The organism is Actinomadura sp. NPDC047616, from assembly GCF_040642915.1.
Taxonomy (GTDB): domain Bacteria; phylum Actinomycetota; class Actinomycetes; order Streptosporangiales; family Streptosporangiaceae; genus Spirillospora; species Spirillospora miaoliensis.
Window position 1 is genome coordinate 1 of the sequence record NZ_JBEYTB010000032.1, and the last position, 23,109, is coordinate 23,109.

At 69.6% G+C, this 23,109-nt stretch carries 22 protein-coding genes and 3 pseudogenes; 15 read left to right on the top strand and 10 right to left on the bottom strand.

The genetic code is table 11. The annotated features are described in order from the left end of the window. Positions 1-188, bottom strand: a 188-nt coding sequence (locus ABZ801_RS40790; RefSeq protein ID WP_360709127.1) for a response regulator, incomplete at its 3' end; no start/stop codon positions are given. Positions 189-933: 745 nt separating this feature from the next. On the opposite strand from ABZ801_RS40790, the gene ABZ801_RS40795 reads away from it, so the two are divergent. Next, complete coding sequence (locus ABZ801_RS40795) at positions 934-2,013, top strand: endonuclease/exonuclease/phosphatase family protein (RefSeq protein ID WP_360709130.1); 1,080 nt, start codon at positions 934-936, stop codon at positions 2,011-2,013. A 578-nt stretch (positions 2,014-2,591) separates the two neighbouring features. On the opposite strand, the gene ABZ801_RS40800 is transcribed toward ABZ801_RS40795, so the two are convergent. Continuing rightward, the gene (locus tag ABZ801_RS40800; RefSeq protein ID WP_360709133.1) at positions 2,592-3,086 is read right to left on the bottom strand and encodes a TetR-like C-terminal domain-containing protein; all 495 of its coding nucleotides are present in this window, start codon (positions 3,084-3,086) and stop codon (positions 2,592-2,594) included. A 101-nt stretch (positions 3,087-3,187) separates the two neighbouring features. Here ABZ801_RS40800 and ABZ801_RS40805 point away from each other — a divergent pair, with 101 nt between their 5' ends. The 4 genes from ABZ801_RS40805 to ABZ801_RS40820 all read left to right on the top strand — a co-directional run bounded on the left by ABZ801_RS40805 (position 3,188) and on the right by ABZ801_RS40820 (position 5,928). Next, a complete protein-coding gene (locus ABZ801_RS40805; protein ID WP_360709135.1) occupies positions 3,188-3,940 on the top strand; it encodes a siderophore-interacting protein in 753 nt (250 codons plus the stop codon). Between the two features lie 35 nt (positions 3,941-3,975). Continuing rightward, complete coding sequence (locus ABZ801_RS40810) at positions 3,976-4,311, top strand: FAD-dependent monooxygenase (protein WP_360709137.1); 336 nt, start codon at positions 3,976-3,978, stop codon at positions 4,309-4,311. 414 nt (positions 4,312-4,725) lie between these two features. Beyond that, on the top strand, positions 4,726-5,184 hold the full coding sequence (locus ABZ801_RS40815) for a hypothetical protein (protein ID WP_360709140.1): 459 nt from the start codon (positions 4,726-4,728) through the stop codon (positions 5,182-5,184). Positions 5,185-5,364: 180 nt separating this feature from the next. After that, positions 5,365-5,928, top strand: a complete 564-nt coding sequence (locus ABZ801_RS40820; RefSeq protein WP_360709142.1) for a GyrI-like domain-containing protein — start codon at positions 5,365-5,367, stop codon at positions 5,926-5,928. A 171-nt stretch (positions 5,929-6,099) separates the two neighbouring features. Here ABZ801_RS40820 and ABZ801_RS40825 read toward each other — a convergent pair whose 3' ends face one another. Together ABZ801_RS40825 and ABZ801_RS40830 are read right to left on the bottom strand one after the other, a co-directional pair. Beyond that, positions 6,100-6,258, bottom strand: a complete 159-nt coding sequence (locus ABZ801_RS40825; protein ID WP_360709145.1) for a hypothetical protein — start codon at positions 6,256-6,258, stop codon at positions 6,100-6,102. A gap of 1,125 nt (positions 6,259-7,383) precedes the next feature. Then, positions 7,384-7,482, bottom strand: a pseudogene (locus tag ABZ801_RS40830) (helix-turn-helix domain-containing protein); the annotation flags it as partial. 172 nt (positions 7,483-7,654) lie between these two features. Here ABZ801_RS40830 and ABZ801_RS40835 point away from each other — a divergent pair. Next, positions 7,655-8,881: an FAD-dependent oxidoreductase gene (locus ABZ801_RS40835; RefSeq protein ID WP_360709147.1), complete on the top strand. Its 1,227-nt coding sequence runs from the start codon at positions 7,655-7,657 to the stop codon at positions 8,879-8,881. Positions 8,882-8,892: 11 nt separating this feature from the next. Next, a complete protein-coding gene (locus tag ABZ801_RS40840; protein ID WP_360709150.1) occupies positions 8,893-9,846 on the top strand; it encodes a sigma-70 family RNA polymerase sigma factor in 954 nt (317 codons plus the stop codon). A gap of 384 nt (positions 9,847-10,230) precedes the next feature. Here ABZ801_RS40840 and ABZ801_RS40845 read toward each other — a convergent pair whose 3' ends face one another. The 4 genes and pseudogenes from ABZ801_RS40845 to ABZ801_RS40860 form a co-directional block, all read right to left on the bottom strand. Next, positions 10,231-10,443, bottom strand: coding sequence for a hypothetical protein (locus ABZ801_RS40845; protein ID WP_360709152.1), 213 nt, complete (start codon positions 10,441-10,443; stop codon positions 10,231-10,233). Positions 10,444-10,622: 179 nt separating this feature from the next. Next, positions 10,623-10,976 carry a cyclophilin-like fold protein gene (locus ABZ801_RS40850; RefSeq protein ID WP_360709155.1) on the bottom strand — a complete coding sequence of 118 codons (354 nt, stop codon included), beginning with the start codon at positions 10,974-10,976 and terminating at the stop codon, positions 10,623-10,625. Positions 10,977-11,152: 176 nt separating this feature from the next. Continuing rightward, positions 11,153-11,818 (bottom strand): SDR family NAD(P)-dependent oxidoreductase, encoded by a 666-nt coding sequence (locus tag ABZ801_RS40855; protein WP_360709158.1) that lies wholly within the window; start codon positions 11,816-11,818, stop codon positions 11,153-11,155. Positions 11,819-11,899: 81 nt separating this feature from the next. Further along, positions 11,900-12,379 (bottom strand): annotated as a pseudogene (locus ABZ801_RS40860) (zinc-binding dehydrogenase); the annotation flags it as partial. A gap of 62 nt (positions 12,380-12,441) precedes the next feature. Here ABZ801_RS40860 and ABZ801_RS40865 point away from each other — a divergent pair. The 3 genes and pseudogenes from ABZ801_RS40865 to ABZ801_RS40875 all read left to right on the top strand — a co-directional run. Further along, positions 12,442-12,495: pseudogene (locus ABZ801_RS40865) on the top strand (hypothetical protein); the annotation flags it as partial. 114 nt (positions 12,496-12,609) lie between these two features. After that, a complete protein-coding gene (locus ABZ801_RS40870; protein WP_360709161.1) occupies positions 12,610-13,161 on the top strand; it encodes a hypothetical protein in 552 nt (183 codons plus the stop codon). Positions 13,162-13,433: 272 nt separating this feature from the next. Continuing rightward, entirely contained in the window at positions 13,434-13,985 is a 552-nt protein-coding gene (locus tag ABZ801_RS40875) for a dihydrofolate reductase family protein (RefSeq protein ID WP_360709163.1), read from the top strand. A gap of 191 nt (positions 13,986-14,176) precedes the next feature. Here the strand turns inward: ABZ801_RS40875 and ABZ801_RS40880 are convergent, their stop codons facing one another. Continuing rightward, the gene (locus tag ABZ801_RS40880; RefSeq protein WP_360709166.1) at positions 14,177-14,332 is read right to left on the bottom strand and encodes a hypothetical protein; all 156 of its coding nucleotides are present in this window, start codon (positions 14,330-14,332) and stop codon (positions 14,177-14,179) included. Positions 14,333-14,690: 358 nt separating this feature from the next. On the opposite strand from ABZ801_RS40880, the gene ABZ801_RS40885 reads away from it, so the two are divergent. The 4 genes from ABZ801_RS40885 to ABZ801_RS40900 all read left to right on the top strand — a co-directional run bounded on the left by ABZ801_RS40885 (position 14,691) and on the right by ABZ801_RS40900 (position 20,653). Beyond that, positions 14,691-15,224 carry a GNAT family N-acetyltransferase gene (locus ABZ801_RS40885; protein ID WP_344939405.1) on the top strand — a complete coding sequence of 178 codons (534 nt, stop codon included), beginning with the start codon at positions 14,691-14,693 and terminating at the stop codon, positions 15,222-15,224. A 345-nt stretch (positions 15,225-15,569) separates the two neighbouring features. After that, positions 15,570-16,718, top strand: a complete 1,149-nt coding sequence (locus ABZ801_RS40890) for a UDP-N-acetylglucosamine--N-acetylmuramyl-(pentapeptide) pyrophosphoryl-undecaprenol N-acetylglucosamine transferase (RefSeq protein ID WP_360709170.1) — start codon at positions 15,570-15,572, stop codon at positions 16,716-16,718. Between the two features lie 568 nt (positions 16,719-17,286). Then, positions 17,287-18,921 carry a ribosomal protection-like ABC-F family protein gene (abc-f, locus tag ABZ801_RS40895; RefSeq protein WP_360709173.1) on the top strand — a complete coding sequence of 545 codons (1,635 nt, stop codon included), beginning with the start codon at positions 17,287-17,289 and terminating at the stop codon, positions 18,919-18,921. A 79-nt stretch (positions 18,922-19,000) separates the two neighbouring features. Beyond that, the gene (locus ABZ801_RS40900; protein WP_360709175.1) at positions 19,001-20,653 is read left to right on the top strand and encodes an ABC-F family ATP-binding cassette domain-containing protein; all 1,653 of its coding nucleotides are present in this window, start codon (positions 19,001-19,003) and stop codon (positions 20,651-20,653) included. On the opposite strand, the gene ABZ801_RS40905 is transcribed toward ABZ801_RS40900, so the two are convergent. Beyond that, positions 20,650-20,778, bottom strand: coding sequence for a hypothetical protein (locus ABZ801_RS40905; protein WP_360709177.1), 129 nt, complete (start codon positions 20,776-20,778; stop codon positions 20,650-20,652). The genes ABZ801_RS40900 and ABZ801_RS40905 overlap by 4 nt on opposite strands. Before the next feature lie 600 nt (positions 20,779-21,378). On the opposite strand from ABZ801_RS40905, the gene ABZ801_RS40910 reads away from it, so the two are divergent. Beyond that, the gene (locus tag ABZ801_RS40910; protein WP_360709180.1) at positions 21,379-23,094 is read left to right on the top strand and encodes a fatty acyl-AMP ligase; all 1,716 of its coding nucleotides are present in this window, start codon (positions 21,379-21,381) and stop codon (positions 23,092-23,094) included. Positions 23,095-23,109: the final 15 nt, after the last annotated feature.

A 23,109-nucleotide genomic window follows, 5' to 3' on the forward strand; every position in this document is an offset into this window, starting at 1 on the left:
GCGATCTCGTCGCCGGAGGGGCCGGGGACGTCGCGGTCCAGGACGGCGATGTCGTAGGTGTTGATGCCGAGCAGTTCCAGAGCGGTGTCGCCGTCACCTGCGATGTCGGCCGCGATCGCCTCCAGCCGCAGACCGTCACGGATGGCTTCGGCCATGTAGGGCTCATCCTCGACGATCAGCACACGCATGCTGCCGATGCTAGGAGCCGGTGCATATCGTCGGCATATCGAAAACTGCATACGTGCTGGCAACACCGCGCTGCCTTGACTGCGGGTATGGCCCGAACGTCACCATCGGCACGAACGACGACCCCGCCGGAGTCGCTGGCTCCTCGTCGCCGGCCCGATAGTCGTCATAGCAACGATCACCACAGCCTTCGGCTACCAGGCGCGGTCCTCCTCGGCGGCGTCAACCTCGTCCTCCTCGGACGGCACCACCCTCGAAGGCTTCTCGCAGTGAGCACCGTGGTGGGCTTGGCGAGGCTGACGGTGCCGTCGCCGGCGGCGGCGTGACGGTCTTCGATGACGCGATTCCGGCTGTGCCCAACCTCGATCCAAGGCCCTCCGCAAGGCTGAAACGGACGCCGCGGACGACGGTGTCGAGTTCTACGCGGCGTTCCCCGGAGCACCAAGATCGGCTTCTTCGCGAGGCGGTCTCCAAGTACGGGTCTGAAGACGCGGCCGCCCGATGGGTGGCCACCGCGGCGACGTCTCCTCACGTGTCGGGGGACGCGGTCGACATCGGGCACTCCAATGCGACGGCGCTGCTGTCCGAACACGGCGCCGAGTACGGGCTGTGCCAGATCTACAGGAACGAGCCCTGACACTACGAACCGAGCACCCATGCGATCGATCGTGGTTGCCCGCGCATGTGTGCCAACCCCACCCAAGACTCGAGGATGCAGCAGTGACCGAAAGTGAGCGAGGACAGACGATGGCTCAGGTGGACACGGCGGAAACCGGGCAGGGCGACGCCGGCCGCCGGGATACCGGCTCCGGTGGCCTGCGCGCGGGCATCCGCCGGGCGATCCGCATCGGCTCCCGGCCCGGGCCCTGGAAGCGCGGCCTGGTCCTCGCGGCGCTGGCGCTGCTGCTGGGCCTGTTCATGCTGCTGCACGCGAAGATCCCGAACCGGATCGGGAACCTCGGCAGCCTGGTGGAGACCTTCCTGCCGTGGTTCGGCCTGTTCATTCCGGTGCTGCTGGCCGGGGCGCTGTGGCGCCGCTCCGCCTCCGCGGTGGGCGCGCTGCTGCTGCCGGTCATGGTGTGGCTGAACCTCTTCGGCGGGCTGCTCGGCGACAAGTCACACCCGGGCAGCGACCTCACCCTGGCCAGTCACAACGTCGGTGCCGCCAACCCCGACCCGGCCGGCACCGCCCGCGACCTGGCCGCCTCCGGGGCGGACGTGCTGGCTCTGCAGGAGCTGACCCAGCAGGCCAGGGGCACGTACGAGAAGGAGCTGGCGAAGGCGTACCCGTACCACACGGTGCAGGGCACGGTCGGCCTGTGGAGCAAGCTGCCGCTGTCGGACACCCAGCCGGTCGACATCAAGATGGACTACGGGCCGCTGGCGGACACCAAGCCGATCGACGTCAAAATGGACTACAACCGGGCGCTGCGCACCACGGTGACCACGGGCCACGGGCCGCTGGCGGTATATGTGGCCCACCTGGGGTCCGCACGGGTGAATCCCAGGGCGGGCTTCTGGACGGCCCACCGGGACAGAGGCGCGCAGGCGCTCGGCAGCGCCATCGCCACCGAGCAGAACGAGCGGGTGGTGCTGCTCGGCGACCTGAACGGCACCAAGGACGACCGCGCGTTCGCCGACATCACCTCGCGCCTGCGCTCGGCCCAGGACGCGGCCGGGGACGGCTTCGGCTTCACCTGGCCGGCGAAGTTCCCGGTGGTGCGGATCGACCAGATCCTGGTCAGAGGCGTGGAGCCGAAGAGCGCGTGGGTGCTGCCGGCCACCGGCAGCGACCACCTGCCGGTCGCGGCCGGAATCAGCTGGTGAACGCCGCGCCCGCATTGGAACCGGAGCCCGCCCCGACCCATGCACCCAGAAGCCACTGGCGGGTTATCGGGCACCTGGTCGGCACTGCATAGCGTGATCGGCCTCTGACCAGGCACCTCGCGGGCCACCATCATCAGCTCCTGCTCGCCGTCCACCGTCACCGCTCTGACCACGGGAAAGCCCGCCGCCGACGAGTACGAGCCCGAGCCGCTGAGGGCATCGGCGAGTGCACTGGCGCACCGCATAGCCGCCCTCGGCGGCCCGGTCGAGCCGAGCCACGTTCACCGACTGCCCTTGCGCGTGCGCATGCGTGATCCGCCTCGCAAAACTCGCGAAAGGGCTCCTCAGGCGGATCCGCCGGCCCGCCCTCGTCCGGGACTTCCTGGGGCCCGACGATCAGCCAAAGATCCATCAACGATCCTCGGCCCCCTCGCTGAGCTGCACGAAACGAGTCGCCCAGCCGCGGCGATCAGCGACCTGGGTGAACGCGGCCGGGCAGCAATGTAGGTGACGCCTAATGCGGGTTCCGTATCGCAAGCAGCCCGGGCGGCGGCTCATCATGTCGTGATGGGGGCCGGTCAGGCCGGTGCGGGTGGGGAGTAGTCGAGCCCGAGGGTGGCGGTGATGTCGCGGAGCGTTTCCTCGTAGATCGGGGCGATGTCGGAGTAGACGAAGTCGAGTTGGTTGAGGACCTCCATGCACAGCAGCCCGTACAGCCGGATCCAGCAGGACATGGCGACGTGGAGGGCCTCGATGGGCAGGGCGCGGCCCAGGGCGATGGCGTAGGCGTCCAACTGCTCCCGTACGGAGGGGTCCAGATCCTCGGGTGCGGGGACGGGGAAGGGGGCGCCGGCCCACAATTCCTCGATCTGCTGGAGGAAGACCAGCTCGAAGTCGCGTGCGGCCTGGTTGCGGGGGGAGTCGGGGCGGTTCCGGGCGGAGGCGGTTGCCGGGATCGGGCTGGCGAAGATCCAGCGGAATTCGGCGGGGTGGGCGGTGGCCCACGCGCGCATGGCGCGGCAGGTGGCCAGCAGCCGTTCGGCGGGTGAGCCGGGTCTAAGGAGATGCTTCATGACGTGGACGGTGCTCGGGGCCGTGGTCGTGTCGGCGGCGACTGTGTGGTGGGGCCTGTCCCGCCGCGCCCACCAACGCCGCGGGCGGAAGGAGATCTGACATGGGGACCAGGACGCGCAATCCGCTGGCGGGTGCGTTCGCCAAGTACCGGCTGGAGGGCACCGTCACCGACACCGGTTCGGTCACTTCGACGATGCGGCGGATCCGCTTGGTGGTCGACGAGCCGATCGGCTTCACCTACGTTCCCGGACAGCACGTGCGAGTTCAGATCAACGATCCGCTGTCGGTGTCGGGGCTGCTGCGCCCGTCCGAGACGCTGCGCACGTACACCATCTGGGAACTGACGCCCCAGGAGCGGGCGATCGAGTTGCGGGTGCATCTGTACGACGGGGACGGCATCGGCCTGCGGTGGGCGCGCGCGGCCGCCGCGGGCGATCGCGTGACGTTGTGGTGGCCGGAAGGCGACCTGTTCACCCGTCCGGCACCGTTCCATCTGTTCGTCGGTGAGGAGACCGCCGGTGCCGCGTTCGGGCCGATGCTGCGGGCGCTGGAGCCCTCGGCCCGCGTGTACGGGGTGCTGGAGAGCGAGTCGCCCGAGCACGACCTGCCGATGCCCGGCCCGCACCAGTTGCAGCGCATTCACCGTCACGGCGCACCGGCCGCCTCGTCCGCGACGTTGCTGGCGGCGGTGGCCGCCCTGCAACTGCCTGGTACCGACGGTGCCGCCTATGTGGCCGGGGAGGCGCGCACCTGCCAGATGATCCGCGACCACCTGGTCCGCGAGCGCGGCTGGAACCGGCGCTCGATCAAGGTCAAACCGTTCTGGGCCCCTGGCAAACGCGGCCTGCACTGACCGCACTCACCAGGCCCCACTGTGGAAGGACATGGATGCACGCGCTCATCATCGGCGGGGGAATCGGCGGGCTCGCCGCGGCGATCGCCCTGCACCGGCACGGCTGGCAGGTGCGCGTCCTGGAACGGGCCCCCGCGTTCACCGAGGTCGGCGCCGGACTGTCGATCCAGCCCAACGCCCTGCGCGCGCTGGAGGCGCTCGGGCTCGGCGACCGAGTCCGCGCGCACGCCGTGGCGGACGCGCCCGTCGGGATCCGGCGGGCCGACGGAACCTGGCTGATCCGATCAGAGCCGCCACGATCGGTGGTTGTGCGGTCAGCGCCCTTGGTAGTCCACTCGCACGCACGGCGGCCATCCAGTCCCAAGGTGTGACGGTCGTGTGTGTCAGTCAGAAGCAGCCACGTCTGTCCACGTGTTGAAAGCGGTGAGCCCGGCCCGGAGAAGTCGATGAGATTCGGTAACGGCTGCGCGGCGCGTGGTGAGGGTGCGGCCGGAATACGGCAGAAGGGGGCGTGCCGTGCTGTTACGCCCGACTTGGGATGCGCCACGAGACGTCGTTGGATTTGAGCACGTGTCGGGTGGCGGTGATGTCCCGGCCGTCTCGGGTGAGGGTCGTGCTGGATAGCGCGGCTGGACTCTCCCACTGTGGGAGCGTCCATGCTGGTCGCGTGAACGACGGATATCTGCCGATCGGGCGGTTCAACCGGCTGTGCCGGCTCGACGTCAAGCAGCTGAGGAACTACGACGAGCTGCGGCCACCGGTGCCGGCCCACGTCGACCCGGACAATGGCCACCGCTACCGCCGGCTGGGGCAGGCCCGCCGAGGCGCTGTCGGTCGGGCTGTTGCGCTCGCTCGATGTGCCTCGTGCGGAGGCCGGGCGGGTGCTGGCCGGTGAGGACGGAGTGCTCGGCGGTGTACGCGACCGTATGGAGGCCGACCTCGCGCGCCGAAGGCGCACCCTGGTGACACTCGATCGGATACTCGCCGGTGGACTACCGCAGACGGGCATGACGCTCATGCGAGAGCCCGCCTGCCAGGTGGTGACGGTCCGGGAGGTGGCCGCTCAGGACGAGATCGGCGCGGTCACCTCGGCGTGCGCGGCCCGGTTGATCGAGGCGGCCGGTCCGCCGGAGGTCCCGCTGTTCGGGCTGTTGCCACCTGACCTGTCGCAGCGGGTCGAGCTGGCAGCGGCCGCCGAGATGGAGGACGGGCCCGACCTCCTGCCGGGCGGCGTGTACGCCTAGCGACCCGCATCTGCCCCTACCACCAGGTAACGCTCACCGGCCACGCCCTGTTCGCGTGGGTCGTGGGCGATCACGGGCACACGCCGCTTGGGTCGCTACGCGAGGTGGGCGTCTGTGACCCGACAACCACACCAGCGGACAGCTGGTGACACATCTGATGATCAAACTGGAGGACCCTGAATGAACTGGTATTCCGCTGCCGACTCCCCGGAGCTCGTCGAATTCGGCCCGGTGCGCGGCCTGTCGGTGACAGGGCAGGGCGAGCCAGGCGGGCCGGCGCACATGACGAGCATCCAGGCGCTGTACAGCGTTGCTGGCCCTCTGATGGGCATCGCCGCCGCGAACGGCGCGCCCTTCGAGATGCCGCCGCTGGAGGGCCGCTGGTGGGTGGAAGACGAAAGGCCGGCGCTTGACGTGCCGCGCGCGGAGTGGTGGTGGCACCTGTTCCTGCGGCTGCCGGACTCGGTGGCCGACGAGTGGTTCGACCAGGCCAGGCAGGCCGCCGACGATCCCGCTGCCGCCCGCGTCCAGCTCGTCACCTTCACCGAGGGGCGGTGTGTGCAAATGCTGCACCATGGCGCATACGCGGACGAACCCAAGACGCTGGCCCTGATGGAGGAATTCATGGAGCACTCCGGGCTGGTCATGAACGGCCTGCATCACGAGATCTACCTGTCCGACGTCCGGGAGACCGACCCGGCACGGATGCGCACGATCCTCCGCCACCCGGTCCGCCCGGCCTGACCGCCTGCCTACAGATAGCGTCTGCCCGTCTGCCCGGGGCGGGCGGGCAGACGTCCCGTAGCACCTCCACTCACATACCGACACCGCCGGACGCGTGCCTCAACATGCGCTTCACCGCGCCAGCCTGCCGGTCGCTCGAGCGCCGCCGGTTGTGGTTGCCGCACTCGGCCATCAGCGGCTCGGCCAAGAACCCCGGTAGGGCGTCTGTTCGTGGGCAGCGGTCTCGGCGAGTTCGGTGAACTGAGCCTGGATGGTCGGCATGCGCAGCATCCGGCAGGCGGTGTCCACGGCTGTTTCGGCGGCTTGTTCGGTCAGCCCCCGGGTCGTCATCGCATCTCGTCCTTGCTGATGGAGTCCTGCCCACCGGCACGGCGGCGCAAGAGCTGGTCGTAGAGGGCCACCGAAAGCAGGAGACGCCTGTCGGGGGAAGGCGGGCCAGTCGCCGAGCGTCCACGAGGTCACCGTCGCCCGCATCGGCGCCTGGGGTTCAGACTCTGTCTTCGGGCGCGGCCGGGGAGTCATCGGCCGGAGCCGCTTTGCGGGCCTCCAGCGCGACCGCATCAGCGGTCAGTGTTCCGGCCCGGAGAGCAGAAGCGATGCCAGCGACGATGTGTTCGTGTGCCATGTGGCGGTCAGCAACAGCACCTCAGCAACAGCACCTCGACCAGCGCGCGGGCGCCCGCCGCGCCACCGTGGGCCGTGCATGCTTCAGCGCACCACGTGTCGTGGACGTGGGTGAACCGTCCTGCAGTGCGGGCCTGCTCCAGCGCGGGCACCCGGCAGGGCCCCGGTTGTTCACGAAACTCATCGACACCAAATCCCGATAATCAGGGGCGTTCCCCGAACTCATCGATGAACGCTGCTGCTGGACGTCGACAGAACCAGATGGTCATGCGGCCAGGTCGAGGGTGGTGAAGTCGAATTCTTTCAGCGGTCGCCGGACGAACTGATGGCCTGGTCGACCTGCTGATCGCCCTGATCCACAAGATCAACGCCCGTGCCGGACGGCGGGTGGAGAAGCAGCACACCGCCGAGCTGAGGAAGGTCCGCGGCAAGGAGGGCATCCTCTTACCCGTACGGCACCATCCGCCTGGACATGGACGCCCGGCTCGACCTGGGACTGGTCGCCACCGTTCCTCGCCCCCCGCACATCTGCTGGCGCCGCCGACCGATCACGCACGGAGACACGATGAGGGATTCCCGGGCTTCATCGAGTGGGCACCCGACCCCCGAGCGCGTCGCCGGGCTGGCAGTCGAGGGTTTCGCGGAGTGCGGCGAGGGGGGTGAAGCGGACGCCGCCCAGCGTGCAGGCGAGCGCGTCGCTCCCGTCCGCGCCGTCCGCGCCGCGGTCCTGCAAGCCGCTGCGGGGCGGCGCACTTCGGGTTCGCGGCGCGACAGAATCGGAGGAATCGTTGCCCCCGCCGACTGAGCGCCCCGGCGTAGTGGTGGTGCGGCGGCTCTGGCGCGGCCATTCTTCGGCACGGCCAGGTCGGCGGGTGTGATGCCGACGCGTTCGGCGAGTTCCTTCACGGACATCTTCCGCTTGGCGAGCATGACGTCGAACCTCGTTCAGCTCGGAGTGCATCTGCGCCGCCTCGGCGTCGCGAGCATCGGTGGGGGACGCCCCTGCCACCCTGTGACCCATGCCACATGCGGTTCCTGTCAGCAATCGGGGCGCTGTTCCGCTCAAGTCACCGAGGAGCAAGCGAACCGACAGGAGCATCACATGAAGCACCGCATCGTCGTCCTCGGCGCCGGGTATGCCGGGGCCTACGTGGCCGGGACCCTGGCCCGCCGGCTGGCCCCGGCGGACACCGAGATCACCGTGGTCAACGCCGTGCCGGACTTCGTCCAGCGGATGCGGCTGCACCAGCTCGCGTCCGGCCAGGACATCAAGGCTCCGAAGCTCGCCGACGTCTTCGCGGGCACGGGGATACGGCTGCGCCTGGCCCGCGTCACCGCCGTCGACCCCGAGCGCCAGGTCGTCGCCGTGGCCGATACCGACGGCGGCGGCGAACTCGGCTACGACACGCTTGTCTACGCGCTCGGCAGCCACGGCGCCGACCGCGCCGTCCCGGGCGCGGCCGAGCACGCCTTCGACATCGCCGCCAGACCCTCGGCGCTGCGCCTGCGCGAGCGCCTGGACAGCCTGGACAGGCGGGACGAAGGCGGGCGTGTGCTGGTCGTCGGCGACGGGTTGACCGGCATCGAGACCGCCACCGAGATCGCCGAATCCCGGCCCGGCCTGTCGGTGACGCTGGTCGCCTGCGGCGAGCTGGGTGCCCGCCTCTCCGCCGGAGCCCGCAGCCACCTGCGCCAGGCCTGCGACCGGCTGGGCGTCACCGTCCTGGAGCACACCAGAGTCGAAACCGTCGAAGCGACGCGGGTGCTGTGCGCCGACGGCACCGTCCTGGAGTCCGACGCAACCGTGTGGACGGCCGGATTCGCGGTCGACCCCATCGCCGCCGCCGGCGGGCTGGAGGTCACCGAGAACGGTCAGATCGTCGTCGATCGCACCATGAGGTCGGTCTCGCACCCGAACGTCTACGCCGCCGGCGACAGCGCCTACGCCATCGGTGACAACGGCCGGCCGCTGCCGATGTCCTGTGCTTCGGCCGGCTACACCGGCCGGCAGGCCACAGAGGCGATCGTGGGATTCCTGACCGGCCGCAAGATCGCACACACCAAGCTGGCGTACCCGGGCAACCACATCAGCCTCGGGCGGCGGGACGGGATCCTGCAGATGGTCGACGACGAAGCGCGAGCGAAGCCGAAGTATGTGGGCGGCTGGAAGGCCGCGCGGGTCAAGGCGGGCATCCTCAAGATGTCGCTGTGGGCCACCTCGCACCCGACCTTCGGCGTGCCCAAGCGCAAGCACCGCCTGGCCGTCGCGCCGGACGCGACCGCCGGAAAGGTGGTCGCCCGCCGAGAAGGCGGTCGCGTAGCCGCCTAGGGTGGGTTCGCGTGGACAGCACCGCCACGGATCGCTTCGAGACCAGCCGGTTCGAGGCCAGCCGGAACCGGCTGGCCTCACTGGCCTACCGGCTGCTGGGCTCCGCCGCCGACGCCGAGGACGCCGTGCAGGATGCGTTCCTGCACTGGCAGGCCGCCGACCGGCAGCGGATCGATGTGCCGGAAGCATGGCTGACCAAGGTCGTCACCAACCTGTGCCTCGACCGGCTCCGCTCGGCACAAGCCCGCCGCGAACGCGCCGCCGGCGCCTGGCTGCCCGAACCGCTTCTCGACGGCGACCCGATGCTCGGCCCGGCCGATTCGTTCGAGCAGCGCGAATCGGTCTCCCTGGCCGTGCTGACGCTCATGGAGCGCCTGTCGCCTCTCGAGCGGGCCGTCTACGTCCTGCGCGAGGCGTTCTCCTACAGCCACGCCGAGATCGCCGAAATCCTCGACATCACCGAGTCCGCCAGCCAGCAGCACCTCCACCGGGCCCGGCGCCGCATCACCGCCGCGCGCCGCCGCGGCGGTGAAGTCGACCCGGCGTCCGCCCGCAGGATCGTCGAGGAATTCCTCGCCGCTGCCTCCTCGGGCCGCACCGAACGGCTGGTGGCGCTGCTCACCGACGACGCGACCGCGATCTCCGACGGCGCCGGCCTGGCCGGGAAGCTGCTGCGGTACGACACTCCGCAGCGCATCGCCGCCGTCGTACGGGCCGGCCTCAAACCCACCCCCGCGAAGCGGCGATTCGCGGGCGGCACGCCCGCCATTCACTACGCGCTCGTCAATGGCGGCCCAGCCATCCTCTTCCTGCTCGGCGACCAGGTCATCGGCGCCGTGGCGTTCGACATCACAGGCGGCAGGATCGCAACCGTGCGCGGCATCGCCGCCCCCGCACGCCTCGTCCGCCTCACCGAAGCCTGGCGGCAGCACGTACCAGACACGCCGCTCATCAGCCAGTGGTGACCCGACGCCGACCCGCGGCCAGACGCAGCGTCCGCCTTTCAGCACCGACCTATGAAACACGCCGTCCAGGACGTTCGCTGTTTCATAGGTCGGTGCAAGCGACTGGAGCTGCGAAACGCACTCATAAGACACTCAGCGGGGGAGTGACGACGACTTCCGGCGCGTGGAAGCCCACGACTGCCCCATGCCGAGCGGTGCCGCCCCGGCCGGCTCGCCGCGCCGCCATCGGCAAGGGGCGGGTGACCACCCGCACCACACCGCCCGATTCCGACTCGTCCACGCGCTGGCCAGGCCCTCAACGCCCCCACCCCACCGGCGTGCAAGCCCGATCCCATCTGGGGGCGAGTTGCCCCGCCCACATTCCCGTCATCTGCGGTTCGGGTGTCATAGCAGGGCTTCGATGGTGATGGGGAGGGTGCGGACGCGGCGTCCGGTGGCGTGGAAGACGGCGTTGGCGATGGCGGGTGCCACGCCGACGATCACGACCTCGCCCAGGCCCTTGACGCCGATGGGGTCGGCGGTGCGGTCGTCGCCGTTCAGATAGATCGCGCTGACGTCGGGGACGTCGGCGTTGACGGGGACGAGGTAGTCGGCCATGTTGGCGTTGACGATGCGGCCGTCGCGGTGGTCGGTGACGGTGTGTTCCAGCAGGGGTTCCTTTCACTGCTGACTTTGCGGGTCAGAGCCTGTGGTGGGGACGTGCCCGGGCCGGGCCTCGGTGATGCGGTGGGGCCGGCGCGGTGTCGGCGAGCGTTGTCATGGAACGCTCGCCGAGGTCACGACGCGGATTCGATCGTCATCCTGACCTCGTCGGCGGTGGCAAGCCGCTCGGTGCCGCCGCCGGCCATGCGGCCGAGGATGACCAGCCCAGTGGCGTAGGGGGCGTCACGGTAGAAGACGGCGAGGTTTCCCCAGGGCGCGTAGAAGGCGAGGTCGCCGGCGCGGGGGGCGGCTCCCTCAGGGGCGCCGGAGGTGGACAGGCGGCGAGGCAGATCGGCGATCTTCTCGGTCTGGTGGAAGTCGGTCAGCGTCAGGGTGAGCGGGAGCTGGGCGGCGAAGTCCCGCGCGGCGGCGCTGTCGTTCAAAGTGGCGTCGACAGGGGTCCCGTTGATGGTCAGCCGAAGGTTCATGGAAGCGGCCCTTTCAGACGTCGCGGGGTGCGTGGAAGGCGCCGTGCTCGGCTCCGATGAGGTGCGAGTGGACGGCGGGCTGTGCGCACAGGAGGTCACGGTCAGCAGCAGGGCGGCTGCCGGGACCGCACGGGCGAGGCCGGGAACATTCGAGATCACGGGCACCTCCGGGGACATCAGTCGGGAAGAGGCTCGGCGTAGTGGCGGAAGCCGTCGCGCGACCGGTGGATGTCGAACAGGCGCCGGACCAGGACGTCGGGGTCGCTGTGCTCGGCGCCGGGCCGGATGGCCCCGGGGATGATCAGCTGTGCCACGTGGACGTTCTCGGGGGCGAGCGCGTCGTGCAGCATGCGCGCGTAGGCGCCTTCGGCGGCGAAGGCGACCGAGGTGCCGGCACGTTCGGGGTTGGGGCGTACGGCCGTGCCGCCGTTGACGAACAGGAGGGTGCCACGGCCGAGGTCGCGCATACCGGGCAGGACGGCGTTCACGCAGGCGACGGGGCCCTTGACGGAGAAGGTCAGGGGTGCGTCGAGGTCGTCGGCACTCGTGTCGAGGACCGGCTTCATGAAGTCGGCGTGGGGGACGGGGCTGTACTGGAGGATCTCAATGGGGCCCAGGGCGTCGCCGGCCCTGTGCAGTGCGGTGGTCAGTGACGCGGGGGAGAGGGCGTCGGCGGCGAAGCCGCGGGCCTGGATGTCGTCGCGGGCCAGCTCGGCGGTCAGGTGGTCCAGGTGCCGGGTGCTGCGGGAGATGAGGGCGACGGCGTGGCCTGCGGCTCCGAAGCGGCGCGCGGTGGCCAGGCCCAGGCCGGGGCCGGCGCCGACGAGGGCGAACGTGGTCATGATGTGTCCTTGTGCGAGATGGGTGGGGGCGGCTGGCGGATGCCAGGGGCCGCACACCGTCGGCGTCCTGGGCGGTCCCGGTCAGGGCGTCAGGAGGGCCTTGATGGCGCGGCGCTCGTCCATAGCCCTGTAGCCCTCGGCGACCTGCTCCAGGGGCAGGGTCAGGTCGAAGACCCTGCCCGGATTGATCCTGCCGGTGAGGACGCGGTCGATCAGATCGGGCAGGAAGCGGCGCACGGGGGCCGGCCCGCCGCGCAGGCCGACGTGCGAGAAGAACAGTTCCTCGCCGTCGATCCGCACGTCGTGGGGGACGCCGACGAAGCCGACGTTGCCGCCGGGACGGGTCGAGCGCAGGGCCTGCCGCATCGCCTCCTGGGTGCCGACGCACTCCAACACCGAGTCGGCCCCGATGCCGCCGGTCAGCTCCTTGACGCGGGCGACGCCTTCCTCACCGCGCTCGGTGACGATGTCGGTGGCGCCGAACTCGAGGGCGAGCTTCTGGCGGGGTTCGTGGCGGCTCATGGCGATGATCCGCTTGGCGCCCAGTTCCCTGGCTGCGATAGACCGGTGGTCATCGACGGGTCAGCGGGCTGCGCCGTGAGGAGGTCGCCCAGCTCGCCGCGATCAGCACCGACTACTACACCCGCCTCGAACAGGGACGCATCCAGGCGTCGGCGCCCGTCCTGGACACCCTTGCCCGCGTCCTCCACCTGGACGACGACCAGCGGGCCTATCTCTTCCAGCTCGCGGGCAAGACCACCACCCGCGCCCGGCGCCGGGGCAGGCAGAAAGTGCAGCCGCAGCTGCAACGCCTTCTCGACGACCTCACCGCCACTCCGGCCCTGGTCCAGGGGCGGCGCGGCGACATCCTGGCCTGGAACTCGCTGGCCGCAGCCCTGGTCACCGACTTCTCCCGGCTTCCGGAAAAGCACCGCAACTATCCCTGGATCCAGTTCACCGACCCCGCGATGCGCACCCTGTACACCGACTGGGAGACCTCCGCCCGCATCTCCGTCGCGCAGCTCCGCATGGAAGCCGCGAAATACCCTGACGACCCCCGCCTCATCGCGCTGGTCGGGGAACTGTCGATGCGCGACAAGCACTTCGCCCAGTGGTGGGGCGAGCACCAGGTCGCCTCCCGCACCGTCGGGACCAAGACGCTCAACCATCCGGTCGTGGGAGAGCTCGTCCTGGACTGGGACACCCTCACCGCCAACACCGATCCCGACCAGCACCTGACCGTATGGACCGCCAAGCCCGGCTCTCCCACCCATGACCGGCTGCGCATTCTCGCCTCCTGGGCCGCCGACCAGAACGTCCCCGCCTCCGACACCGTCACCTGACCCCACCCGGGCCGGCCCCGCCACAACCGCCGATAGCGAGCATGACCAGAGTCGCCACCGATACGACGAGATGCTCACCGTCCTCGCCCACGCTGGCTTCACCGGCCACGACTCCGACGTCCTGGAATCTGTACTGAGCGGCCTGGCCGTCCGGCACCCCAACGGCCCCGGTCCATCCGGGAAAGCGCCGTTTGGCCAGCCTGCCTGCGATGAGTTCCGGCCCTCCATCAGGTCTCCACTCTGGACGACCGCTACGACCAAGGAGGAGTTTCATGGGCAAGGTCATCTACTGGATGAACGCCTCGATCGACGGCTACATCGAGGGTCCCGGCGGCATGAACTTCCTGGACCCGGCCGAGGACTATCACCAGGCGGCGAACGACCATGTTCGCCGGATCGCGGCGTTCCTGTTCGGGCGGCGGCTGTATGAGGCGATGGAAAAGCCCTGGACGCAGGACCTCGGCAAGGAAGGCGCCCCGGCCGTCGAGCGGGAGTTCGCCCAGCTCTACAAGGAGACGCCGCGGTACGTCTTCTCCGACACCCTCCAGACCGTCCCCGAAGGGGTCACGATCGTCCGTCGCAAGGACGCCGTGTCCGCGGTGACGCGCCTCAAACAGGAGATCGACGGCACCCTCCAGCTCGGCGGCCCGGAGCTGGCCGCCTCCCTGCTGGACCTGATCGACGAGTTCTGGGTGTACACGTTCCCCCTGATCGTCGGGGGCGGCAAGCCGTACCTGCCCGTGGGGAAAGAACTGCGGCTGCGCCTGGTCGAGCACCGTTCCTTCGCCTCAGGAATCATGTTCCAGCGCTACGTACGCCCCTGACCGAGCGGACCCCGGGCGTACCCACGAGGGGCCAGTGGCCGTACGCCCGTGCGCGATCCTGGACGAAGTGGCGCCTGCGTCACTGAACCATGACCTTTCGGCACCCACCTTGCACAGGTTCGCGCGACATGTGCTTTTGCCGAAGGACTCGTTGGAGGCGATCGCCAGGCTGTTCTTCCCCTCGCGTTCGGTCAGGACTGGAACAACAGTTCAGCGCCGCGCCAGTCCAGCTCCATGTATCCCAGCCATCGTCGATGCAAAGCACGTACCCGCCCGTAGCGGGAGAGCGTCCTGGACAACTGCTCGTCGTCGGCAACCTCGACCAGCTCGTTGACCAGCTTGGCCATGCGTACCGGCGGACGCCCGCAGCCTGAAGAGCACGTCCTTGTCACTCCGCCCACGAAGCAGGGCCCGGCGTCGTACCACGGCAAGACGTCGGGCCCAGCCATACCTCAGATAGATCAGGGGTACTGGCCCCCACCCGGAGATGGAGGGTTTCCGCGTTGAGACCCGCCCGGTGTCCTTCTACCTCTACAGCCCTCCGGATCCGCAGGCCCACCTGACGCAGGAGTGGTCCGCGTTCCCCGCCGGGGACCACGCGGTCCGCGTGGCGCCAGGGCCTGTTCCAGCAACAGAGGTCGGTAGTTGCAAGCACTCCAGAAAAGCCTTTGAGGTGCGTACGCGGCTGGTGCGACCATCTGGCCCGTGACCAAAGATGGCTCCAAGCAGATTTTCAGGCTGGTCGAGATACCCCCGCAGGCCATGTCTGCGCTCGCGGTCGATGACATCCCTGCGGCTTCTGCGGAGGTGGGAGTCTCTCTCACCGAGCACTTCGTGGGCGATGACTTGCGGGGCCTGTGGCGCTACCGGGCCGAGCTCCGCCAGACTGCTCCCGACCAGCCTCAGGGCCGCGTGTGGGCGGTGGTGTCCGAACCAGATGGAAGAGTGGTCGGCCACGGCGGTTTTCATGCCCCGCCCAGCGACCAGGGGACCATCGAGATCAGCTATTCGGTGGACCCGGCCGCTCGCCGGCAAGGCTGGGGCAAGGCCATCGCGACCGAACTACTCCATCGAGCCACAGACGAGGGTGCCAGGACCATTCGAGCCTCGGTATCCCCGGACAACGCCGCGTCCCTGGCGATCATCACCGCCATCGGCTTCCAGCAAACGGGCGAGCGATGGGATGAGGAGGACGGCCGCGAACTCGTCTTCGAACGGCCCGTCCCAGACAGACCGTAGTGGTCAGAGCCATCCGTCGATGCACGCGACGTGGACGGGTTGCTTCGTAGCGGACGGCCTGGTCGCGATGGCCCGGTTGCGCTTGAGCCGATTGGCGAACCCCACGTCATGCCGGTCGTTCGGCGTGCAGCCGTACATCGGGTGGGGCCTGGCGATGACCGGCCCCGGTGCTGACGGTTCACTCATGGCGGCGTAGGTCCGAACGGCTTCGCGGCCGTGCCGGGGCCGGTTACTGTGGCTACCTGATCACTGCATGCCGCTCCACTGTTACGCCGAGTGCCGGGAGCCTGCTTGAACGCCGCCGCCAGTCCTGCCTCTCCTCAGGTTTCGCGCCGAGCACTCCGGATGGTCGTCACCGGTGGCGGCACAGGCGGCCACACTTATCCGGCGCTGACCACGGTGAGGACTCTGCAGGCTCGGCTGGCCGCCACCGGTGGGATGCTGGACGTCCTGTGGGTTGGCGCAGCCGACAGCCTGGAGTCGCGTGTGGCTGTGAGCGAGGGCATCGCGTTCGAGACTGTGGCGACGGGGAAGATCCGGCGGGCCGCGAACCCGCTGAAACTGGCGTCGCCGGCGAACGTGAGGGACATGGGGCGGGTGCCGCTGGGCGTCGCACAGGCCCGCTCGATCATCGCCGGCTATGGCCCGGACGTGGTGCTGGCCACCGGCGGGTACGTCGCGGTCCCCGTGGGGCTTGCGGCCCGGATGTGTCGCCGTCCTCTGGTGGTCCACGAGCAGACCGTTCGGCTTGGATTGGCCAACAAGACCCTGGCCAGGGTCGCGGCCCGGGTCGCGGTGTCGTCGCCGTCCACGCTGGAGCTGTTGCCACCCGGCTTGCGGGCGGCCGCCGTGGTGACGGGCAACCCGGTGCGCCCGGAGGTTCTGACCGGCGATTCCCGCAGGGCCGTCGAGATGCTGGACCTGCGCGGGTTCGACCCGCGTCGGCCGACGGTGTACGTCACCGGCGGCGCGCAGGGCTCCCAGCAGATCAACACCCTCGTCGCGGAGATCCTGCCGTGGCTGCTGCAACAGGCCAACGTGATCCACCAGTGCGGACCCGGCAACGTCGACACCCTGCGGCGTCGGACGGCGCAGCTGCCGGCGGAGGCGGCGTGCCGGTACTTCTTGACCGGGTTCATGGGACCGCAGTTGCCGGACGTCCTGGCGTTGGCGGACGTGGTGATCTCCCGTTCCGGGGCTGGAACGATCGCCGAGCTCACCGCGCTGGGCAAGGCCGCGGTGCTGATTCCGCTCGCGTCCTCGGCCGGGAACGAGCAGGCTCACAACGCCCAGCACCTGGCGGCCACGGGCGCCGCGGTGGCGTTGGTGGGTGAGGTGTCGGCGGCGGACCTGCAGGCGGCTGTGGCGCCGCTGCTGACCGATCCCGGCCGCCGAGCGGCGATGGCCGCCCGGGCGCGTGACCATGGCCGTCCGGACGCGGCCGAGCGATTGGCGGACATCGTGCTCACGGCCGCCCGCACCGCCTTGGACTGACGGCCGTGTTCGGCCGCCGCGTCCCGGTCTGTCGTGGGCGTGAATCAGGTGCGGGCCGGCTGGTGAGGGTCTGCTTCAGCAACTCGGCGACACGCAGCGCCGAGCCCGGCGAGCGAGGATCGTCTGGACGCGATCGGGTTGGTGCTCCGTCTGGCGCGACGGGCGGACCAGGCGACGGGGCGCCGATGGCTGCAGTGGCTTGTGTCCGAACTGACCCGCGCGGTGGGGTGGTCGACAAGATCGAACGCATCCGAGCAGGTCCAGCGCGACCTGATCACCCGACCCGGCAACCTGCGCGGGTGGTCTGGCGAGGTCCTGACCGGGTGACCTCGTCGTTTCTGCGGTCCCGCGCGCCTGCTGTTACTCTGGTCGGGACGTTGATCGTTCGTAGGGGAGCCCAGACATGGTGGTGGACGACGACATCTCCGGGTGATACCCGGACCCGACAGGCCACCGGCCCGGTGCGTGGGAGCGCCGCCGACGTGGCCTTGCTGTCGTCCCCTCTTTCTCTCTGTCTGCTGCCGGGGCACGTGTGTCTTCCATGCCCCCTTCCCACGAGGTCACCTCCATGTCCGACGCCTTCATCGTCTGCTCGAACCTGTCCTTCACCTGGCCCGACGACACTCCCGTCTTCCAGGACCTGTCCTTCACCGTCGGCTCCGGCCGCACCGGCCTCGTCGCGCCGAACGGCACCGGCAAGAGCACGCTGCTCAAGCTCATCGCCGGTGAACTGCGGCCCGGCACCGGGTCGGTCTCCGTGGCCGGCGGCCTCGGCTACCTCCCGCAGAACCTCCCCCTGACCGGCGACCTCACGGTCGCCGAGGTGCTGGGCATCGCTGAGATCATCCAGGCCATCGACGCCGTGGAGTCCGGGGACGTCGACGAGGAGCACTTCACCACCATCGGCGATGACTGGGACATCGAGGAACGCACCCGCGCCCAGCTCGACCGCCTCGGCCTGGCCGACCTCACCCTGGATCGCAGCCTGAGCACCCTCAGCGGCGGCCAGGTCATCTCCCTCGGCCTTGCCGCCCAGTTGCTGAAGCGGCCCGACGTGCTGCTGCTCGACGAGCCCACCAACAACCTCGACCTCGACGCCCGGCACAAGCTCTACGACGTGCTGGAGGACTTCAAAGGCTGCCTGCTCCTGGTCAGCCACGACCGCGCCCTGCTCGACCGCATGGAACGCATCGCCGAACTCGAGCGCGGCGAACTGCGCTTCTACGGCGGCAACTTCACCGACTACGAGGAGGCGGTGCGGGCCGAGCAGGAAGTCGCCGAGAAGAACGTCCGCCACGCCGAGCAGGAGCTGAAGCGGGAGAAGCGGGAGATGCAGCAGGCCCGCGAGCGCGCCGAACGCCGGCAGAGCAACGCCGCCCGCAACCTGAAGAGTGCCGGATTGCCCCGTATCTTCGCCGGCAACATGAAGCGGGGCGCGCAGGAGTCCGCGGGCCGGGCGGGCCAGATGCACGCCAACCGGGTCAGCGAGGCGAAGGCCCGGCTGGACGAGGCCGGGCGTGCGCTGCGCGAGGAGCAACGCATCACGCTGGACCTGCCGGACACCAACGTGCCAGCCGGACGCAACCTGTTCCTCGGCCGGCACCTCAACGTCCGCCTCGGCGACAGGGAGGTGTTCGCCGGCCAGGGCGTCGACCTGACCGTCCGAGGCCCGGAACGCATCGCGCTGACCGGTCCCAACGGTGCCGGCAAGAGCACGCTGCTGCGTCTGCTCAACGGCGACCTGACACCACAGAGCGGCGAGATCAAGCGGGCCGACGGCCGCATCGCCTACCTCTCGCAGCGCCTCGACCTGCTGGACGTGGACCGGACGGTCGCCGAGAACTTCGCCGACTACGCCCCGGAGCGGCCGGAGGCCGAGCGGATGAACCTGCTCGCCCGCTTCCTCTTCCGGGGGCCTCGCGCCCATCTGCCCGTCGGGGTGCTCTCCGGAGGCGAACGGCTGCGCGCCACCCTGGCCTGTGTCCTGTGCGCGGAACCGGCTCCGCACCTGCTGCTCCTGGACGAGCCGACGAACAACCTCGACCTGGTCAGCGCAGGCCAGCTGAAGAGCGCCCTCAACTCCTACCAGGGGGCCTTCGTGGTGGTCAGCCACGACGAGCCGTTCCTGCGCGAGATCGGCGTGAACCGGTGGCTGCGGCTGGCCGACGGCGAGCTGAAGGAGACGGGGGCGCCTGAGGTGTGAGCCGCCGACGTGTCGACCTGGCCCGTGTCCGAGGCATGCCGCCCCACGGGCCGAGCACCGATCACGTTGGACGGACCCCATGCCTCAGCCCGCTCTGCTCGCCCACGACCTCGTCCACACCCTCGGCAACCGACGGCTGTTCGACGGTTTCTCCCTGACCGCCTCGCCCGGGCACCGCATCGGGCTGATCGGGGAGAACGGCGTCGGGAAGTCGACCCTGCTGCGCCTGCTGGCCGGGACGGACGAGCCCGACGCCGGCAGCGTCACGCGCCCACCTGACCTGGGCTTTCTTCACCAGGAGATGCCGTATGACGCCGACGCGACGATCGCCGACGTGCTCGACGACGCCCTGCGCGAAGCCAGGGAGGACCTCGCCGAGCTGGAACGGCTCACCGAGCAGCTCGCGCGGACCGCGCAGGACGCGCCCGAGTACGCGGGCCTGCTCGAGACGTACGGCAGCCGGCTGGAACGGGCCGAGGAACGAGAGGCCTGGGACGTCGACCGACGTGCCGCGCTCGTGCTCGACGGCCTCGGCCTCGAGGCCCTTGCACACGACCGGACGCTCGGGTCGCTGTCCGGCGGGCAGCGCGGTCGGCTCGCGCTGGCCGCGCTGCTCGTCCGGCGGCCCTCCGCGTTGCTGCTGGACGAGCCGACCAACCACCTCGACGACGGTGCCGCCGCCTTCGTCGAGGACCAGGTCCGCACACTGCCCGGGGTCGTCGTGGTGGCCAGCCACGACCGGGCCTTCCTGGACGCCGTGTGCACGGACCTGATCGACCTCGACCCCGCGATGGACGGCCCGGTCCGCTACGGCGGCAACTACAGCGCCTACCTGGCCGAGAAACGCGCCGAGCGGGTCCGCTGGGAGCGACGCTGGGCCGAAGAACAGGAGGAAGTGGCCGCGCTGCGGGTCTCCGCCGGTGTCACCGCGCACCACGTCGCACCGGACCGGGGACCACGCGACAACGAGAAGATGGGCTACGGCCACCGCGCCGGCCGGGTGCAGAGCCAGATCTCCCGGCGAGTGCGCGACGCCACCCGCCGCCTGGAGGATCTGGAGCGCTCTCAGGTCGGCGAGCCCCCGAAGCCGCTGCGGTTCGCGAGCAGGACGCTCGCCGCACCGGCGGCGGAGGGCGACGGTCCGCTGGTGGCCCTGGATGACGTACGGGTGCCGGGCCGGCTCGCACCAGTCAGTGTGAAGGTGTCGGCGACCGACCGTCTGCTGGTCACCGGTGGGAACGGGACCGGGAAGTCGACTCTGCTGGCCGTTCTCGCCGGGCGGCTCGCACCCGAGGGCGAGGTGCGGCGGCGGCGCGGACTGACCGTGGGACTGCTCGCCCAGGACACCGTTTTCGACCGGCCGGACCGGTCCGTCCGGGACACCTATGAGCTGACGCTTGGCGCCGAGCGGGCCGAGGCGGTGCCGCTGGGCTCGCTCGGTCTGCTGCACGAGGCGGACCTGGACAAACCGGTCGGCCGACTCTCGGTCGGACAGCGCCGGCGGCTCGCGCTGGCGCTGCTCGTGGCGCGCCCGCCGCAGTTGCTGCTGCTCGACGAACCCACCAACCACCTGTCGCCGCGCCTGTGCGACGAGTTGGAGGCGGCGCTGGGCACCGGCCCCGGCGCGATCGTGCTGGCCAGCCACGACCGCTGGCTCCGGAAACGCTGGCAAGGACGGGAGATCCGGCTCGGCCTCAACCGCGAGCACCCAGCCACGGCCCTGGAGCCCTAGAACTCCAGCCCGCCGCCGTCGCCAGGGCGGAGGTATTCCAGGACCGCCCAGTCCCGCAGCCGCCGTCCCCCGTACTCTCCGCGGGCCCGCGCGGCGGGGCTGGTGCTGAGCTGTCCCAGCGACACTCGGACGGTACGGGTGGGGTCGTGGCTGGCGGCGTGGTCGGTCAGGCGCGCTCATACGCCGAGGCACGCCCGGCCACGGCCCTGGCCTAGTATTCCAGCCCGTCGCCGTCGGCAGGGCGGAGGTATTCCACGGCCGCTGAATAGGGGAGCGACCAGAAGGAAGCGCCGGGCGGTATGCGCCACGAACCCGCAGATAACGGGCTCCGATGGTCTCGCGGTGGGTTGACGACAAAGCTGCACCTAGCCGCCGAACAGGGATAGAGCCAGCTGTGCTGGTGATCAATGCAAGGCACTGGAAGAAATGCCGTAATTCCGGCGGTTCTGGAGGGCCGTCCATTAGATTCAGGCGGAGCATAGCCCGACCGTTCGGGGATCCGATCACACCGCAGCCCGATCACACGCAGGCAGACAGCACCAGCGTGCGCGCGGCCTGAATGCCTGCCTCTTGTTCTGGTGGGCACACGGAAAAGGTTTACTGGAGTTTACCCTGCACTACTCAAGCTCGACCATCGCAATAGTTACCGCGTCGCTGGTCAGCTGCTAACTTGATTCTCATCCGAGAGGTGGCAGTTGATGCCGCGGATGTAGCGTCGGGGCGTCATGGTTCCCGATCAAGTGGCTGTGCAACGCCGTAAAGCGTGGGGTTGGAGGTCGCCAATCAACGGAGAAACGGTCGGCGAAGTCCTGACCTTGCTCGACAGAGATGACCGGACAGTCACCTTCATCGGCGGCGGCAAAACACACATCACTTTCAAGGAACTGTCCGCACTAACGGATGATCTGGCGGCTCGGTGGGCCGGCCTTGGCCTGCGCCAGGGCGATCGCGTTGTGCTCATCCTGACCGATGAACAGGAATTCGTACTGGCATTCCTGGCCGCAATGCGGGCGGGAATCATCGCGGTTCCGATCTATCCGCCGTTCGTGCTGAGCCAGCGGGACGCCTATATCGAGGGGATCCGGCGGATCTGCCGTGTGTCCATGGCGGCCTGCTGTGTGGTCAGCGCGGCGGTGCATGAGGCATTGCGTCCGATGGAGCTACCGTGCCCGGTCGAGACCTACGAGGCTCTCACGACCGCGTCGCCGGGCGGCATCGGCATACCCCGCCCAGCGGACCCAGCGCTTATCCAGTTCACCAGCGGAAGCACCGGCGACCCCAAGGGGGTCGTGGTGAGTAACCGATCGCTGGTGCGGCACACCGGGCAACTGGCGCGGACGTTGCGCATCGACGGGGCTGCCGACCGCGCGCTCAGCTGGCTGCCGCTGTATCACGACATGGGACTCATCGGGAAGCTGCTGGTGGCAGTGGTCACGCAGACCAGTACCTGGTACATGTCGCCGTTGCGCTTTGCGCGCGACCCGATCGGATTCCTGCGAATGATGACGGAGATCGGTGGCACCATCTCATTCGCACCGAACTTCGCCTACGGCCTGCTTGCACGGTGCGCCACCGGCGGGGCGCCGGCCGGGCTCGATCTGTCGGCGTGGCGGGTGGCGGGATGTGGCGCCGAGCCGATCGACGCCGACACTCTCCGCCGGTTCGCCGCCGCCTATGCCCCTGTAGGGTTCCGGCCGAAGGCTCTCCTCCCCTGTTATGGCCTGGCCGAGGCGACCTTAGCCGTGTGCGTCTCCCCGGCCGGGCGTGGCATGACGGCTCTCACGGTCGATGGCGACCGGCTGGTGGCCGATCGGATGGCGGTGCCGGTGCCAACGGACGCGCCAGGCGCGAAACGACTTGTCTCCAGCGGCCGACCAATGCCCGGCACCCAGGTACGCATCGTCGACTCGGACGGCCGCGACGTCCCGGACGGCACCGAGGGCGAGATCATCGTGAACAGCGATCATCTCGCGTCGGGCTACTTCGCCGACGAGGAGTCCACGGCGCAGACCTGGCGGAACGGTTGGCTCTGGACCGGTGACACGGGTTTTCTGCACGAGGGAGAGCTCTACGTCACCGGTCGCAGCAAAGACCTGATCATCGTCAACGGGCGGAACTACCAGCCGCACGACATCGAACGCGCTGCCGAGCAGGTCGACGGCGTCCGGCCGAGCAACGTCGTCGCGCTCGCCGGCAGGCACGGGGACACCGAGGCCGTGCGCCTGGTCTTCGAGGCGCAGACATATCCGCCAAAGCCCGAGTTGGCCGCCGATGTGGCCCAGGTGGTACGGCGGCAGTTCGCAGTCCCTATTCGGGATATTACCGTGGTGCGTAAGGGTGCACTGCCCAAAACCAGTTCGGGAAAGATCCGGCGGCGGCACACGGCGTTGCTGCTCAATGAAGGGCGCCTTTCCGTTGTCGCCGTAACCCGATCGCGATGACCCTATACCGAGCAT